At 36.0% G+C, this 15,222-nt stretch carries 19 protein-coding genes; 18 read left to right on the top strand and 1 reads right to left on the bottom strand.

What is annotated here, in order from left to right; translation table 11 throughout:
• The first annotated feature begins 86 nt into the window (after positions 1–86).
• The 17 genes from LV85_RS21035 (at position 87) to LV85_RS20945 (ending at position 13,802) form a co-directional block, all read left to right on the top strand.
• Positions 87–1,112, top strand: a complete 1,026-nt coding sequence (locus tag LV85_RS21035) for a metallophosphoesterase family protein (RefSeq protein ID WP_111323161.1) — start codon at positions 87–89, stop codon at positions 1,110–1,112.
• 199 nt (positions 1,113–1,311) lie between these two features.
• A complete protein-coding gene (locus tag LV85_RS21030) occupies positions 1,312–2,130 on the top strand; it encodes a helix-turn-helix transcriptional regulator (RefSeq protein WP_111323159.1) in 819 nt (272 codons plus the stop codon).
• A 66-nt stretch (positions 2,131–2,196) separates the two neighbouring features.
• Complete coding sequence (locus LV85_RS21025; protein WP_111323157.1) at positions 2,197–3,852, top strand: serine hydrolase domain-containing protein; 1,656 nt, start codon at positions 2,197–2,199, stop codon at positions 3,850–3,852.
• Positions 3,853–3,945: 93 nt separating this feature from the next.
• Entirely contained in the window at positions 3,946–4,509 is a 564-nt protein-coding gene (locus LV85_RS21020; RefSeq protein WP_111323155.1) for a hypothetical protein, read from the top strand.
• A gap of 658 nt (positions 4,510–5,167) precedes the next feature.
• A complete protein-coding gene (locus tag LV85_RS21010; RefSeq protein WP_111323151.1) occupies positions 5,168–5,572 on the top strand; it encodes a transposase in 405 nt (134 codons plus the stop codon).
• Positions 5,573–5,871: 299 nt separating this feature from the next.
• A complete protein-coding gene (locus LV85_RS21005) occupies positions 5,872–6,336 on the top strand; it encodes a DUF1572 domain-containing protein (RefSeq protein WP_111323149.1) in 465 nt (154 codons plus the stop codon).
• 206 nt (positions 6,337–6,542) lie between these two features.
• On the top strand, positions 6,543–6,989 hold the full coding sequence (locus tag LV85_RS21000) for a YybH family protein (RefSeq protein WP_111323147.1): 447 nt from the start codon (positions 6,543–6,545) through the stop codon (positions 6,987–6,989).
• 274 nt (positions 6,990–7,263) lie between these two features.
• The gene (locus tag LV85_RS20995; protein ID WP_158531223.1) at positions 7,264–8,565 is read left to right on the top strand and encodes a pepsin/retropepsin-like aspartic protease family protein; all 1,302 of its coding nucleotides are present in this window, start codon (positions 7,264–7,266) and stop codon (positions 8,563–8,565) included.
• 251 nt (positions 8,566–8,816) lie between these two features.
• A complete protein-coding gene (locus tag LV85_RS20990) occupies positions 8,817–9,383 on the top strand; it encodes a dihydrofolate reductase family protein (RefSeq protein ID WP_111323143.1) in 567 nt (188 codons plus the stop codon).
• 2 nt (positions 9,384–9,385) lie between these two features.
• The gene (locus LV85_RS20985; RefSeq protein WP_111323141.1) at positions 9,386–9,706 is read left to right on the top strand and encodes an ArsR/SmtB family transcription factor; all 321 of its coding nucleotides are present in this window, start codon (positions 9,386–9,388) and stop codon (positions 9,704–9,706) included.
• A complete protein-coding gene (locus LV85_RS20980; protein ID WP_111323139.1) occupies positions 9,703–10,677 on the top strand; it encodes an SRPBCC domain-containing protein in 975 nt (324 codons plus the stop codon). Before LV85_RS20985 ends, LV85_RS20980 begins: the two co-directional genes overlap by 4 nt.
• 3 nt (positions 10,678–10,680) lie before the next feature.
• Positions 10,681–11,244: an alpha/beta hydrolase gene (locus tag LV85_RS20975; protein WP_111323137.1), complete on the top strand. Its 564-nt coding sequence runs from the start codon at positions 10,681–10,683 to the stop codon at positions 11,242–11,244.
• 16 nt (positions 11,245–11,260) lie between these two features.
• The gene (locus LV85_RS20970) at positions 11,261–11,632 is read left to right on the top strand and encodes a nuclear transport factor 2 family protein (protein WP_111323135.1); all 372 of its coding nucleotides are present in this window, start codon (positions 11,261–11,263) and stop codon (positions 11,630–11,632) included.
• Positions 11,633–11,684: 52 nt separating this feature from the next.
• On the top strand, positions 11,685–12,134 hold the full coding sequence (locus LV85_RS20965) for an SRPBCC family protein (RefSeq protein WP_146260526.1): 450 nt from the start codon (positions 11,685–11,687) through the stop codon (positions 12,132–12,134).
• A 302-nt stretch (positions 12,135–12,436) separates the two neighbouring features.
• The gene (locus LV85_RS20955) at positions 12,437–12,985 is read left to right on the top strand and encodes a dihydrofolate reductase family protein (protein ID WP_111323129.1); all 549 of its coding nucleotides are present in this window, start codon (positions 12,437–12,439) and stop codon (positions 12,983–12,985) included.
• A gap of 91 nt (positions 12,986–13,076) precedes the next feature.
• Positions 13,077–13,208 carry a hypothetical protein gene (locus LV85_RS22390; protein ID WP_262510147.1) on the top strand — a complete coding sequence of 44 codons (132 nt, stop codon included), beginning with the start codon at positions 13,077–13,079 and terminating at the stop codon, positions 13,206–13,208.
• 171 nt (positions 13,209–13,379) lie between these two features.
• Complete coding sequence (locus LV85_RS20945) at positions 13,380–13,802, top strand: cupin domain-containing protein (RefSeq protein WP_111323127.1); 423 nt, start codon at positions 13,380–13,382, stop codon at positions 13,800–13,802.
• An 89-nt stretch (positions 13,803–13,891) separates the two neighbouring features.
• Here LV85_RS20945 and LV85_RS20940 read toward each other — a convergent pair whose 3' ends face one another.
• Positions 13,892–14,209: a hypothetical protein gene (locus tag LV85_RS20940; protein WP_111323125.1), complete on the bottom strand. Its 318-nt coding sequence runs from the start codon at positions 14,207–14,209 to the stop codon at positions 13,892–13,894.
• Positions 14,210–15,100: 891 nt separating this feature from the next.
• Between LV85_RS20940 and LV85_RS22510 the strand changes: the two genes are divergently transcribed.
• A partial coding sequence (locus tag LV85_RS22510) for a helix-turn-helix domain-containing protein (RefSeq protein ID WP_146260420.1) occupies positions 15,101–15,222 on the top strand: 122 nt, incomplete at its 3' end.

Below are 15,222 nucleotides of genomic sequence, written 5' to 3'. Positions count from 1 at the left end.
TTAACAAAAACATATTGAATGGGACTACCTGCTAAGGATATTTGGGTATTATTGTTCTATAGTTTTAAATCCAAAAAACACACCTGATGATACGCCGCTCATTTTTTAAAAAAAGCACCACAGCCTTAATGGGACTTGGACTGTCCAAAACCTCCTTTGCAACAACCAAACAAAAGAACCCAAGCGAACCGATTAAAACAGCGCTAACTATAGAACAACAAAATGTAAGCTTTTACGCTGAGCTAATCACTGAGTCGCTACGGGTGGTCCATATTGCCGACACACATCTTTTTACCGATGATGAAAGAGGAATTGCTTACCAAGAATATAGCAATCGAATGGCAAAGGCTTATAACCAAACCACTCACTTTCAAACAGGCATAAAAACGAATCCAGAGGAATCCTTCGAACAAACGCTGGCCTTTGCAAAAGAGGTAAATGCAGATGCAATTATTTTGAATGGGGATATTTTCAGTTTCCCCTCTGAAGCAGCCATAGAATGGGTGCTATCTAAAATAAAGGAAACCGGTATCCCCTACATTTATAGCGCAGGAAACCATGATTGGCATTATGAAGGAATGGAAGGTTCCATGGAGTCTTTGCGGGACAGTTGGATTGAGAAGCGGCTATTGCCCTTATATCAAGGTAATAATCCTTTAATGTCTGCTTATGATATCAAAGGAATACGATTTTTGGCGATTGATAATTCTACCTACCAAATCAATGAGCAACAGTTGGCCTTTTTTAGAGAACAGGTTGCCAGTGAAATGCCACTGGTATTACTCGTGCACATTCCGATGTATGCTCCAGGAAAAATGATTTATTTTGGTTGTGGAAACCCTAACTGGGGAGCTGCTACGGACCGCAATTTTGAAATAGAAAGGCGGCCTAAATGGCCAGAAAGCGGACATACCAAAACGACATTTAATTTTCACAAGGAAGTATTTAATGCACCAAACCTATTAGGCGTCTTTGCAGGACATACCCATCAAAATTCGGTAGAACTAATCAATGGAAAACCCCAAGTAGTGAGCGATGACAATGCCAGTGGAGGTTATTTAGATATCAACTTTATACCTATGGATGAGGAGGATAAAAAGTTACTGGGATAGCTGAAGCTATTGCTGTCAACCTGCGTAAGCAATACCAGATGCCCATGCTGGGCACACACAATTGTATAAACAAATGCGGGCTGATTGGCTAAAATTGAGTATTTTGGCTTTTATCAAAGCTTAGTGTTGGGTGGACAGTGAATCTCTCGTAATCCCGCACGATGCTTATACTTTACCGTTATGTGCAAGTAGTGCCAACATGAAGATATTATCCAAAGGTCAATACTACGGACTTAAAGATTTGGAAAAATCATTGGACGGGATTGTACTGTCCCAATATAATTATAATACAGGCAGACCGACGGATTGGCACTATCACGAAAACCCTTATTTCTGGTACATTCTTAACGGAAATATGATGGATTGTAATAAGAAAGTAAAAACGTTATGTCCACCGGGAAGCTTGATGTTCACCAATTGGCAAGAGATACATTATGGTTCTAAGCACTCTGGCGATGCCGCAGGATTTCATCTTGAATTTGAGCGAAGTTGGCTTAAAAATAATGATGTAAATCTGGCGTTATTTGAAGGCAGTGCATTGATACAGCAACCTAAGGTTCATTTTCTTTTTGCTAAGCTATACTACGAGTTTTTACAAAACGATGCATATAGTAAAATAACTATTGAGCTATTGTTATTACAAATTTGTGATGCCCTGAGTGACTCAAAAAATGCAAGTCGCACACAGAAAGTTCCGGATTGGGTCGAACTATTAAAAGAACTTATACACTATGACAAATTTGACCTCAGTTTAAAACACCTCTCAGAACAGCTCGGGGTTCATCCGGCACATATTTCAAGAGCTGTGCCCAAGTATCTTTCCGTCAGTCTTGGGGAATACATTAGGCAACATAAGCTCAAAGAAGCACTTCCTTTAATCCTTGACAGAAAAAACACATTGACAAATATTGCCCACCAAGCAGGTTTTTCAGATCAAAGTCATTTTAACCGTGTGTTCAATTCTGTTTTTGATATGAACCCTAATACTTATCGCAAAATAGTAACAAAAAATTACTGATGTTAATTTGATACAATTTTTAATAAAACCCATATGCTAATTTTGGACTGAGATAAAACTAATATTATGTTTAAATACCGAAGCTGTTTATTATTCTTTTTATCAATGTCTTTATTTAATTGTGCTCAACCGCAAATAAGTGATGAAGACTTGATAGGCGAATGGACTGGAAAACTTACAGAAACTTATGATTTAAAGTTAGATATCACAATTGAATTGAAAGGAGAGGAGGCAATTTTTAGGCTCTCACGAAAAAAAGATCTTATTGTCGAAAAATTCAAATTTGATAACAAAATCAAGCTAGACCTGGATGACGACATTACGTTTAGTGGCATCGTCAATAAAAATAAATCAACAATAAATGGATTTATAGGATTACAAAGAAACTTATATCCCATTAAACTATCCAGAGAAGGAAATCATTATACAGGTGAGTTAAGTTTTATGATGTTACATCATTTAAATCCTAAAAACATAAGACTAAGCATCGAAGAAGTAAATGACAATGGGTATACCATATATCCTATGCTTGGATCATTTTGGGTCAATGATTTTAAACAAGAAAAAAACAAAATATCATTTAAAGATTATCCGACAGGTTTTGAATTTGAAGGTCAGATTATGCCCTTGGAGATGGTATTTGATGTTGGTATCGCAGGAAATTTCATAGCTGAAGTAATATTGAAGAAAAATGAAATGGAGAGAAAGCAAAATTTGAATACAGTGGATAATGAAATCAAAATAAATGATGGTTGGGAATTATCAGAAAATCGATTGGACTTGCCACAAATGCAAACAGACATTCAACGTGATAGTTTGGTAGGTGTTGAGGGTGTTCTAATAGCGAGAAATGGTAAAATTTTGTACGAAAAATACTTCGCTGGTTTTGATGTCAATACTACACACAATACCCGTTCTGCCTCTAAAAGTATATCGTCTGCCATCATAGGTATTGCCATAGACAATAACATTATTGAAAGTGTTGACGAGAAACTATATGATTTTATACCATATGACTATCAGTACACAAAGGATTCCTTAAAAGCTAAAATTACTATCAAACATTTATTGACGATGAGTTCCGGGTTGGATGTAAATAACAAAGCCTATGAAGGATACTACCAGAATGAATCTGATGACCCGTGGTTAAAAACAGTTTTAGAGGCGCCAATGGTACATGAACCAGGTACATATACCGATTATGGCTCTGCAAATCCATTTTTGCTAGGGATCTATTTACATAATCGACTAGACATTCCTTTAGAATTTTATATGCACGAAAAGCTTTTTTCTCCTTTAGGAATTACTAATTATGTCATGAATACGGACGACACAGGGATTATACCTTATTTCGGAGGTGGTTTAAGCTTAACGCCAAGAGATATGCTCAAGTTTGGGCAACTGTATCTTAATGAAGGAACATGGAACGGAGAGCAAATAATTTCTAAAAGTTGGATACAAGAGTCTTTTAAAAAACATACAAAACTTCAGGATTTCCAAGATAAAGATGAATATGGCTATTTTTGGTACCATCATACCTATATGGTAGATGGGAAGTCTATTAAATCAATCGAAGCAAGAGGAGCTGGAGGGCAATTTATTTTTGTAGTACCTGAGTTAGAAGTTGTAGCAGTGATTACAGCAGGTAATTACAGAAATGGGAAAACAAATCAATCACTGGAAATATTCAGAGACTATGTCCTTCCTGCTTTGTTGAAATAAGGAGCAAGCACTCACAATTTGTATATTGCATATGCCGCCCTTGGCAGGCAAACGCAACATTCAATAATCGTTGTCATTCATTAAATAAAACAGATGAAAAGCAGAAATAAAGATTTATTGATAGGAGGCATATTTTTAATCCTGACAATTACTTTCATTGTGATTTCAATGACTAACAAACCGTTCTTTGATTGGGTTTTTGAACGACATCATAATCAATGGAGTTGGTATTTACGACCTTTGTTTTTGCTTCCATTTTGCTATTTCGCCTACAGAAAAAGTTTTACAGGTATGATGATTTCCATATTTGCCCTGTTCACAAGTATGTTTTGGTTTCCCAAGCCTGAGATTGTGAGTGAGAGTGTAATTGATTTTTTAAAATTTGAGAAAGATTATCTATACGGAGAATGGAATCTGAGCAAACAGCTACTGACCCTAACAATTCCTATTTCATTAATTGCTTTAGGATTAGCTTTTTGGAAACGAAGTGTAATAATAGGCATAGCGGTAGTTGTTCTTATGGCAACAGGTAAAATGGTGTGGAGTATTCAAAATGCAGGAGAGTCAGGAAAATCAATATTGACACCTGCGATGCTTGGATTATTGATTTGTTGCGGTCTTATTTTCTACGGATTTAGAAGGTTAGAAAAAAAATAACGAAATGCCAACACTGAATAAGTAATGGCTAGTACTCGCCTACTTACGAAAATTCGCGCGGGTTTTCAGTGCGGTGTGTAATTGCTAAGTTATGTGCTAAACAACGCAACTACTTATAGCCAAGTCCGTTGTGTGGAATCCCGATTTCTCAATTGCTGCTCCTGAGAGATCGGGAAGCACGGTCGCAATCTTGATTGGGATTCTTGCGATTACTTAAGTGGCGGCACCGATATTTCGGTAACCCTCCCGATACACTTTGCTATCGGGACAGACTGTTCAGAATATTATCTTGCCAAAAGCACATCCTCGGAGAGTATCTTAAATTCTCATTTATATGGAACACGAATCTATTTCAATGGAAGTCGTCAACCTGCAGGCAGCAGCTATTGACGTCGGTAGTCGCCCGGTTGATGAATTTGAGACTTGAGGTGGCGGTGAAAGATATCTGTAAACTTACAGGGCTTCTGATCATCCTTTCGAACTGCGAAGTGGAGGTGGATTCATCAAAATTAACCTATTTACATCAGGGGAACTGCAGGAAAAATGAAGAAGAAATATCCAGTGCTTTACCGAGTAATGTTGGTAAGGATTACCTTTTTGCCCTGCAGCAGGATTGGAAACTTATGAACAAAATCAATATAAAATTGAACAGTGTGACATGGAAATTGATAACATGCTAAAGCAGATCATCAATTCGGATGATAATAAGAGGCAGCATCATCTTGAACCAAAGCCACACAAAAGAGTGAATAAAAATACGTCCAAACACATCGATTTGAATCTGAGATCCTATCAGATGTTTGAAGGGACAGATTTGTTGGCCATTGAAGGTATGGGTTATTCCACTGTCTTAGAATTAATGAGCGAAGTTGGGTTGGAAGGGATCAGAAAATTCAAAACCGCCAAGCATGTTGCCAGGTGGCTGCGTCTGGCTCCCAACAAAAAGGTCAGCGGAGGCAAGGTTCTCTCAAATAAAGTCCCAAAAAGAAGCAACCGTCTCAAAATAGCACTGTGTCATGCAGCAAATGCCATCGGGAATCTTAAAGATTCCATCCCCTTGTGAGACTTTTTCCACCGGATCAACTTCCGAAAAGGAAGAGTTTCAGCGAGAAGTTCCACAGCGAGAAAACTGGCCGTCATTATCTGGAATTTGGTGGTCAAAGGAGTGCCTTACATCAACCCGGAAGGCTATCTCTTTTTAGATTAGAAAAAGTTAGGATTAGTTAAAAGGAAAAAGAAGCAAATCGATAAATTAGGTCTCACAGAAGACGATCTGGGCCTAAAAACAGCTGAATCTTAATTGTTTAATGGTTCGTTAGTCAGAAATTAAGAAAACCGCATAAATAAAGTTATTAATCAAATATGAAATTAAACGAATACTTAGCTAACCGACTAAAGGAAATTTTCACTGAAGGAAAATGGGTTTTAGGTACAAATTTCAAAGAACAAATAATTGACCTTGATTGGGAACAAGCAACTCAAAAAATAGATGACTTTAACACTATTGCTGATTTGACTTTTCACATTGATTACTATATAGCTGGCGTGAAAAAAGTTTTAAAAGGCGGAACACTCGATATACGAGACAAATATAGTTTTGATTACCCCCCCATAAAATCTGAAGAAGATTGGCAAAATTTAGTAAGTAAGTTTTGTCTTGACGCAGATGAATTTATAGAACTTGTTGAAAATATGTCAGAAGAAAAAATATTGTCGGATTTTGTAGATAAACAATATGGGACTTATTACAGAAATATTGACGCAATGATTGAACACACATATTATCATCTTGGACAAATAATACTCATTAAAAAACGAATTAAATAAAAACTGCTTACAAAGCTGTAGCCATACCTTGGTGGTTCTCACTTGAAAAACCCTGTAGATTTCACAAAGTCAGTTTACATTTGAAGAGGTTTGTACTAAAACACGTTAAAGTTCATAGACAAACACATTGGCATTAGGCTAAATAAAGGTCGGCAATACATTAATACTTAATATTGAAATTCTTACAGGCAATAAACTTAAAAAAAATGAGCAACGAGAAATTCGAAATTGAAATAATTAAAAAATTAAAAGAAGGACTAACACAGGCAATTAGGGAAAAGAACGTAGAAGCAACCAATAACGCATTTTCAGATAATTGTGTGATGTTTTTGTTGGCACCACCATTGAGTTTCAAAAAAAATGAGGACTCTTCAGGTGATAATGATATTGAAATATGGTTTTCAACTTGGAAAAATGAAATCAGGTTAGAAACAAAAGAATTGGTGATAACATGTGGAAATGATATTGCCTTTCTTCATAGTCTTGAGCATTTAACAGGAACACGTACGGACAACACGGAAACGGACACCTGGTTTAGAGAAACACTTTGTTTAAAGAAAATAAACGGAAAATGGAAAATAATACATCAACATCAGTCCTTTCCAATGTATATGGACGGAAGTGAAAAGTCTGCAACTGATTTAAAATCTTAAATCAATTAGTTATGGACAAAAAAGGCTGAAAGGCTAGCTGCCAAAACAGCATATAATACAGCTACCAAGTCTAATTATCATTATGTTTCAAAACATAAAAAACAAAGGCATATCAGGTGAAAATCTAGTGGAGTCGCCATTTCCTACAGCTAATCAGTACACTATCACTTCCCACTATTGCTATTGCAAAATGCTGGATTGCCAAAGCTTCCACCTAAAACTCGCCTTATCATATGAAATAACATAGGCCGCAATGTATTGAACAATGAAAAAAATGAAGAATATTCTAAGAATAATTGCCGTATTAGGAATTTTAATATGTATAAATTCTTGTAAAACGAACAATGAAAATGTCTTTAAAGAGATTTATAATTTGATTGAAGAAAACAATTATTTTGAGGCAAAAAAGTTCTATGAATCAAACAAGAGTACTTTATCAAAACCATATCAGCAATATTTTGAGACGATTTTATACAACGCCTTCAATAGATTGGAAGAATCTGATTCATATCTTAACGCCTTATTGACTGGGGAAAATAATATACCAGATTCATTAAAGTTCCAGCTGTATAGTATACGAAGTGATAATGCTGTAAAAATGTACAACTATAAAAAAGCAAAAAATGCTATACAAACGATTTTAAGCGAATACAAATCCTATTTGGATGATGAGGAAATGAGCAGTTATGAGAATACACTTAAAATTTGGGCCGCACTAGAAAATACTCCAAAACAAAAAACAGATATAAATGAAAATTCCATCATCAAAATGGAAAAAGATTTAGTAGGATTGAGTACATTGAAAGTATTTACCAATAAAGATTCTCTGAATTTTATCTTTGATACTGGAGCTAATTTATCTACCACTACTCAATCTGTTGCCAAAAGATTGAATATGGAAATTATCCCTGTTGAAGTAGAAGTGGGGACCATTACAGGGGATAAAGTACTGGGTCAATTAGCCGTTTGTGAAAAATTGTCACTGGGAAATATTGAAATAACCCACGCCATTTTTTTGGTATTACCAGATGAAGCCTTGTCGTTTCCGCAAATTAATTATAAAATCAATGGCATTTTAGGCTTTCCAATTTTTGAGGCTCTAAAAGAAATAAGAATAACTCAAAATAATGAACTTATTGTCCCACAAGTACAATCAACGCCTCCCGGGAATTCTAATATGGCAATGAATGGTTTAATTCCACTTATTTACATAAACAATAAGCATTTTACATTCGATACAGGCGCAGACCAAACCGTATTGTATAAAAAATATTATGATGAGAATAAAAAAGATATAGATGAAAAGTATAAACCTGAAAAAATTAGCTTTGGAGGTGCAGGAGGAAAAAAGGAATTTGAGGGATATACAATTGATTACTCCTTAATAGTTGGGGAAGAATACATAAAGCTTGAAAACGTAAGTTTGTTAAAAGAAGAGATTAAAGACAGCGAAACTGTTTACGGTAATATTGGGCAAGATCTCATTAAAAAATTTGATGTGATGATTATTAATTTTAATCAAATGTTCATCAAGTTTGAAAGAAAGAGCAATGCTACAAACAATGACTTTAAATAATTGCTCATTCTCTCCTATATTAGAAAATCTTGGCAGATTTTCAGCTTGGAATATACTTTCAAAGCTAAGTGTTAAACCATGCAACTCTCATAGCCGGGAGCGTTATCGATTAATGTAACGACCACTTGTCGCAACGACAATACCATTTCTCCCTAAATCCATTTAAAAAAAGTTACAGCGATATTGCGAAACCGAAAAGTTGCACATATATTTGCAATCAAATGGTTTCGCAATTTGATTAAAATAGAAAAATGAGAAAATTGAAATTACAAGTCCAAATGACCATAGACGGGTTCATTTCTGGACAAAACGGAGAAATGGATTGGATGAAATTTCCCTGGTCAGGGGACATTACAAACTATGTACGAGAGATAACTGAACCTGTAGACACAATTATTTTAGGAAGAAAATTGGCAGAAGGTTTTATTCCGCATTGGGCAAATGTCGCTAAAGACCCCAACAATCCAGAGTATGAGGGCGGTGTTAAGTACGCTACCACACAAAAAATTGTATTTACTAAAACACTTGATCAATCAATTTGGGACAACACCGAAATTGCTAAAGGCGACTTGGTCGAAGAAATTACTTATTTAAAGAATCTGCAAGGCAAAGACATTATTGCTTATGGTGGTGGTGAGTTTGTTTCTTCACTCATCAAAAACAAGCTTATAGACGAGTTGCATTTGTTTGTAAATCCTTCAGCCATCGGAAGTGGAATGCCTATTTTTAAAGAGTTGTCCGAAATGCAGAAATTTAATCTTGATGATGTACAAAAGTTTGATTGCGGCATTGTTGTAATGGTTTATAAACCCATATAATTATGCGTAGAGATGTTTTTCAAGCTATTGCAGACCCAACAAGACGAGCCATTATTATGCTTTTGGCTGTTGGTGCTTTGACCCCCAATGCCATAGCCGAACATTTTGATTCAAGCAGACAGGCTGTTTCAAAACATTTGCGAATACTTACTGAGTGTGAAATACTAACGCATGAGCAACAAGGCAGGGAAATTCACTATCACTTAAATGCAGACAAGATGAAAGACATAGAAAAATGGCTGGAACAGTTTAAGAAATTACTTGCAAAGCGCTTTGACCAATTGGATACAGTTTTAGAACAATTAAAATCAAAAGAAAAATGAACCCAAACTTAAAATTCGACTTCATAGTCAATAAGGAAAAGAACACTGTTAATGTAGAACGTGAATTTGCAGCAAACCTTGAATTGGTTTGGGAAGCTTGGACAAATCCCGAAATTCTTGACTTATGGTGGGCACCTAAACCCTATAAAACAAGAACGAAATCAATGGATTTTCGTGAAGGCGGAATGTGGCTTTATGAAATGTACAATGCCGAAAGTAAAAACCCGCAAGAATGTCATTGGTGTAAAAATGATTACATCAAAATTGTACATCAGTCAATGTTTTCAGGCTTAGATGCATTCTGTGATGAAAACGGCATAGTTAACGAAGCAATGCCCCGCACACAATGGACTAATGAGTTCAATGAAAATGGAGAGAACACGTTTGTAACCATTACTGCCAAATACGAGAGTCTTTCTGACTTAGAGAAAATTATTGAAATGGGATTTAAAGAGGGTTTTACCATGGCTATGGAAAACCTAGACCAGTACATTCAAGCACAATTCAAACTTCGCAAACAAAACAAATCAAACAATATGGCAAGAGTATCAACTTATGTAAATTTTCAGGGTAACACTGAAGAAGCATTCAATTTCTACAAATCAGTTTTTAAAACAGATTTTATTAATGGTATCAAACGATTTGAAGACCTTCCTACCGACCCGAACCACCCACCCATTGCAGAACCAGTAAAAAAGATGGTCTTACATATTGAACTACCATTACTTGGCGGATACATTTTAATGGGGACTGACGCACCTAAAGAAATGGGATTCACACTGACACAAGGAAATAATATGCATATCCAACTCGAACCCGATTCAAAAGAAGAAGCACAACGATTGTTTGATGAACTTTCTAGTGATGGTAAAGTAGAAATGCCAATTCAAGATATGTTTTGGGGTGCGTATTACGGAAGTTTTACAGACAAATATGGCATCAATTGGATGATTAATTACCAAGAAAAGTAAACGATGAAACCAATAAAAATTTTATTCGCTCATAGTGGTGGTGGGCAAGGTGGCGTAGGACAAGGAAGTTTTGATTTAGTAACGTACTTAAAAAATGAATTGGGAAACGAATTTGAAATACTTTACCCAATAATTGCTGACCCAGAAGCTCCAACTTATCAAATGTGGAAAAATCTTTTCACAAAAGAGTTTAAGAAAAAGAACCAGCCTACAATCCTTATCGGGCATTCGTTGGGAGCTTCAATGCTGCTTAAATTCATTTCAGAAGAAAAGCCAACTATTTTGATTTCAGCACTGTATTTGGTTGCCACACCATTATGGGGAAAAAACGGTTGGGATGTGGACGAATTTGTACTCAAGGATGATTTTGAAAACGAACTCAAACAAGTGAATAAGATTTTTCTCTATCAATGTAAAGACGATACAATTGTCCCTTTCAAACATTTTAATTTTTATAAAAAGGCAATGCCAGATGCGACCGTAAGAGTTTTAAACGGAACAGACCATGCATTTGCAAACGGACTACCTGAATTGGTTGATGACATTAAAATAAACCTTAGTGTATAGAAAACAACCATACCAAATGAAACTTGACAGAATGACAAAAACAGAAATTGCAAAGGCATTCTCAAATGGGGAATTTGAAATCACCTACGATTTTATAGCTGAAAATGCAGAATGGATTGTAATCGAAGAAGACAAATTCTCAGGTAAACAAGCTATTATTGACCATTGTGAACAAGTTGAAAGCTACTTCAAGTCAGTAACGACAGACTTCAAAACACACAATATCATAGCTGACGGCAATAAAGTTGTAATTAACGGAATGGCAGAATTTTTAAGAGATGGCAAACGGATTTCGTTTGTTTCTGCTTGTGATCTTTATGAATTTAATGATGCGAATCAAATTCAAAGAATAACTTCGTATTGTATTCAATCAAAGGAGCAGTTATAAGCATGTGGCGGTCATTGTAACTGAGGACACAACCGACTAAAAAGCAAACTATTTGACAAAAAAAATAAAACAGGAAAATATGCAAACAAGGCATCTATCAAATTACCAGACAATAATAAAAGCACCTATAGAAAAAGTATGGGATGCATTAATCAATCCTGAATTGGTAAAACAATATTTCTTCGGTTCAAATCAAGAAACGGATTGGACTGTTGGAAGTAAAATCTTATGGACAGGTGAGCATGAAGGAGCAACCTATGTAGACAAAGGAGTAGTTTTAGAATTTATACAAAATGATAAACTCTCTTATAGCTACTTAAGCAGTTGGAGTGGTTTGGATGACAAACCTGAAAATTACCTGTTGGTTACTTTCAAAGTAAAACCCATTGAAGCAGGAACAGAACTAACAATTACACAATCCAATTATGACGAAGAAAAAGCTAAACATTCGGCTGAAAATTGGGCGACAGTAATAAACGGATTAAAGAAACTTGTTGAATAAAAACAACGAACCGCTAACAGCACCTACAAGAAATTGGTGTTAATTAAAGGAGACAAGAACTTCAGTATCCAAGTGCAATGAATAGTATAAAAGACTTATATCCATTAATCGGTAAGTGGAAAATTCAAGGAGACGAAGTAATTGGTGAACAAGAAATGAAAATATTGGATGGGAACCATTTTTTATTCCAACAATTTGATTTAACATATTCAAGTAGACATATAAAAGGAATGGAAATTTATAAGTTCGATGAAGGCCTTAGATGACAATAAGAGTTATGGAAAATTGATAAATTAAATTTTATGGGAAAAGTAGTAATTCACTTGACAATGTCCCTTGACGGATTTATTGCAAAGCCGAATGAAGAAGATTGGGATTGGATTTTCAAGCATGAGGCTGACGAATCTGATGATATGGGAAATCGAGTTATGCAAGAGTTAGGAGCAGTAGTTCTTGGGAACAAGGACTTTAGAAACAACAACGTTACTGCTGATGCTCTTCCGTATGGGGGTCTACAAATTCTACAATTCGTTGTAACCCACAATGCCCGTGAACCGCTCACTGTAGGCCCATTGACATTTAACTTTATTACTGACGGAATAGAAAAAGTAATTGAAAAAGCTAAGAAGGAAGCAGGAGCAAAAAATGTTGCAATATTGGGTCATAGCATTGCTCAACAAGGTCTTGAATTAGGCCTAGTGGATGAACTAGTCCTTCATGTTTATCCTGTCATTTTTGGGAACGGGTTAAGACTTATTGACCATTTGGGCTGTCAGCCTATTGAACTTGAACGGATAGAAATTATTTCAACAACCCAAATTACAAGTATGCGGTTTCGAGTAAATCGATAGAAATTGACCCCGTGAAAACCATGAAAAGATGAGCGTGAATCACAAACTATAAATATATAAAAATAGGAGATATTAAAACTAAAAATCAATAATGATGTCATTCCAAACATACATCAATAACATAGAAGGTAAAACCGCTGAAGATCTTCAAAAACTAGCTGAGGAAAAAGGATTTACCAATAATGGAGTCCTAGTCGCAAAAGCTACAGAAATAACTAATTGACTTAAAAAAGATTTCGATTTAGGTTAGGGACACGCGGGAGAATTTTTTAGGAGATAGCAAACGGGTTGGATTTGTTTCAGCATGTGATGTTTATGTGTTTAATGAAGGCAGCCAAATAAAAAAACAACTTCGAATTGAATTCAAAAACAAAAAAGTTAATTACAACCAAAAATGAAATATAAGAATAGTGAAACGGACAAAATTCTTCTAAAAAGTGGAGAAGGTAGGATTTATAACTGTGGGACAATGACAGCTGTCTTCAAGGCAGACGAAACTGAAACCGCATGCAAATACAGTATCTCAGAATGGTGGCTTCAACCCAATTCTGAAGGACCGGGTATACACTCACATGATGACAATGACGAAATATTTTATGGTATAGAAGGAATTACTTCTATTTTAGTTGGTGAAGAATGGGTAGATGTAGAGAAAGGCACTTTTTTAAGAATCCCAGCTAAGACTACACATGATTTCGCTAATAGAACAAATAAAAGGTGTGGCATTCTTAACTTCTTTATTCCTGGGGGTTTTGAGCGAAATATGCCATCAATTGTAAAATGGTTTGAAGAGAATAAAAACCCGAAAACAGTATGAAAATACAGATTCTGAAATTATAGATGGATTTACCATTATATATCATACTAATGGAGCAAAAATTGGTTCGAAAGAAAAATAGTGGAAGTTCATTCTTTGTCCAAAAGGGTATATTTCAGAAGCATTTCTACTCCGTTTTGAAGTAGTTTGTCTTTGATTCTGTTTTTCTCCCGGACCAAGTCTGTCCAAAGCCTTTTGGGATAGCGGAAAAGTTGGCGGTCCCCTTCCGTTTCTAGGGTTGGAACCTGGATTCCACCTAACAATGCTTCCAGAATGGATTTGGCCATTTTGCGGCTATCCACAGGATCACTACTTTCTTTATTGGTAGTTGGAAGTTCAGCGGGATTAATCACCAGGCATTCATATCCTAAAGTCTTTGGCTCACGATAGATCCAAACCTCGAGCATACAGGCTTTATATCAACAGATGACCGTTTGTTTCGGGAAAACTTATAAAAATAAGATTTCAAGGCTTTGGGATCAGGTGTCTGGCTGAAAGTTTTATGGTAACAGTTGACGGTAAAGATGGAAACGCTCCACTGAGGTTTGTGCACATCAACACCATTGAATAACTTAGGGTAAACATCGGTGTCCATGATATGTTTTTTTTGGTTCTGATCTTAAAACGAACTGGATTATATCATGGGAACTATATTGCATAGCCTTCGGGATACACACCATACACCAACCGATAGCGAGAGTTAGAAACCTTATTGACAGATATGAAAAAAAAGAAAAATCGTCGAGAAGAGCATTTACATCAGAAAGGCCAATCAGTAAGTTTTGGCGCTGGTTTCACGCTTGCGAACACATGTCCAATCATAACGGACAAATTAAGTTCCTGAAATCAAGACTTCCTTAAATTAAAAAAGAAAAACATCTCGCTAACAACTAGGTTTTCGTCGCCTGCCTAGCACTAACGATGAAACTGCTGTTACCCTCCCTGCCTCCATATTTTAATATAACAGAAGGATTGTGAAGGCTAATATGCGCAGTCAACTCAATAGGAATTATACTTTTACAGATTACTTGAAAAGCCCTAAATCATCCCTCTCATCAATTGGATATTCCGGAGCATGCTGACCCCTCCAATCCGGAATGTTTTCAAGAAGTGAAAGTGCCTTTACAGGCAGGATTCGACTGACATTCCGGCACATGTTGACCCCTTTAGGATAGATTTTCGGTGGTATTCCGGAGCATGTTGACCCCCACGGTTGAGATTCCGGAGCATATTGACCCCTCTGATCAATGGTTTTGGTTTTTTAGCGGACATTTTCGATAACCGCTAACTATAATCCAATGGCTGGAAAACCTAAACCTATGAGTCAGATAAAACAAATGATCATACTTAACAGGCAGGGAAAGGGAGTCAAGACAATCGCCCGTATGCTGGATATCAGTAAGAATACCGTCAAGACTTA

The sequence above is a fragment of the Algoriphagus chordae genome, from assembly GCF_003254055.1.
Taxonomy (GTDB): domain Bacteria; phylum Bacteroidota; class Bacteroidia; order Cytophagales; family Cyclobacteriaceae; genus Algoriphagus; species Algoriphagus chordae.
Note: the sequence above shows the minus strand (reverse complement) of the source record. Positions and strands in the feature narration are given on the sequence as shown.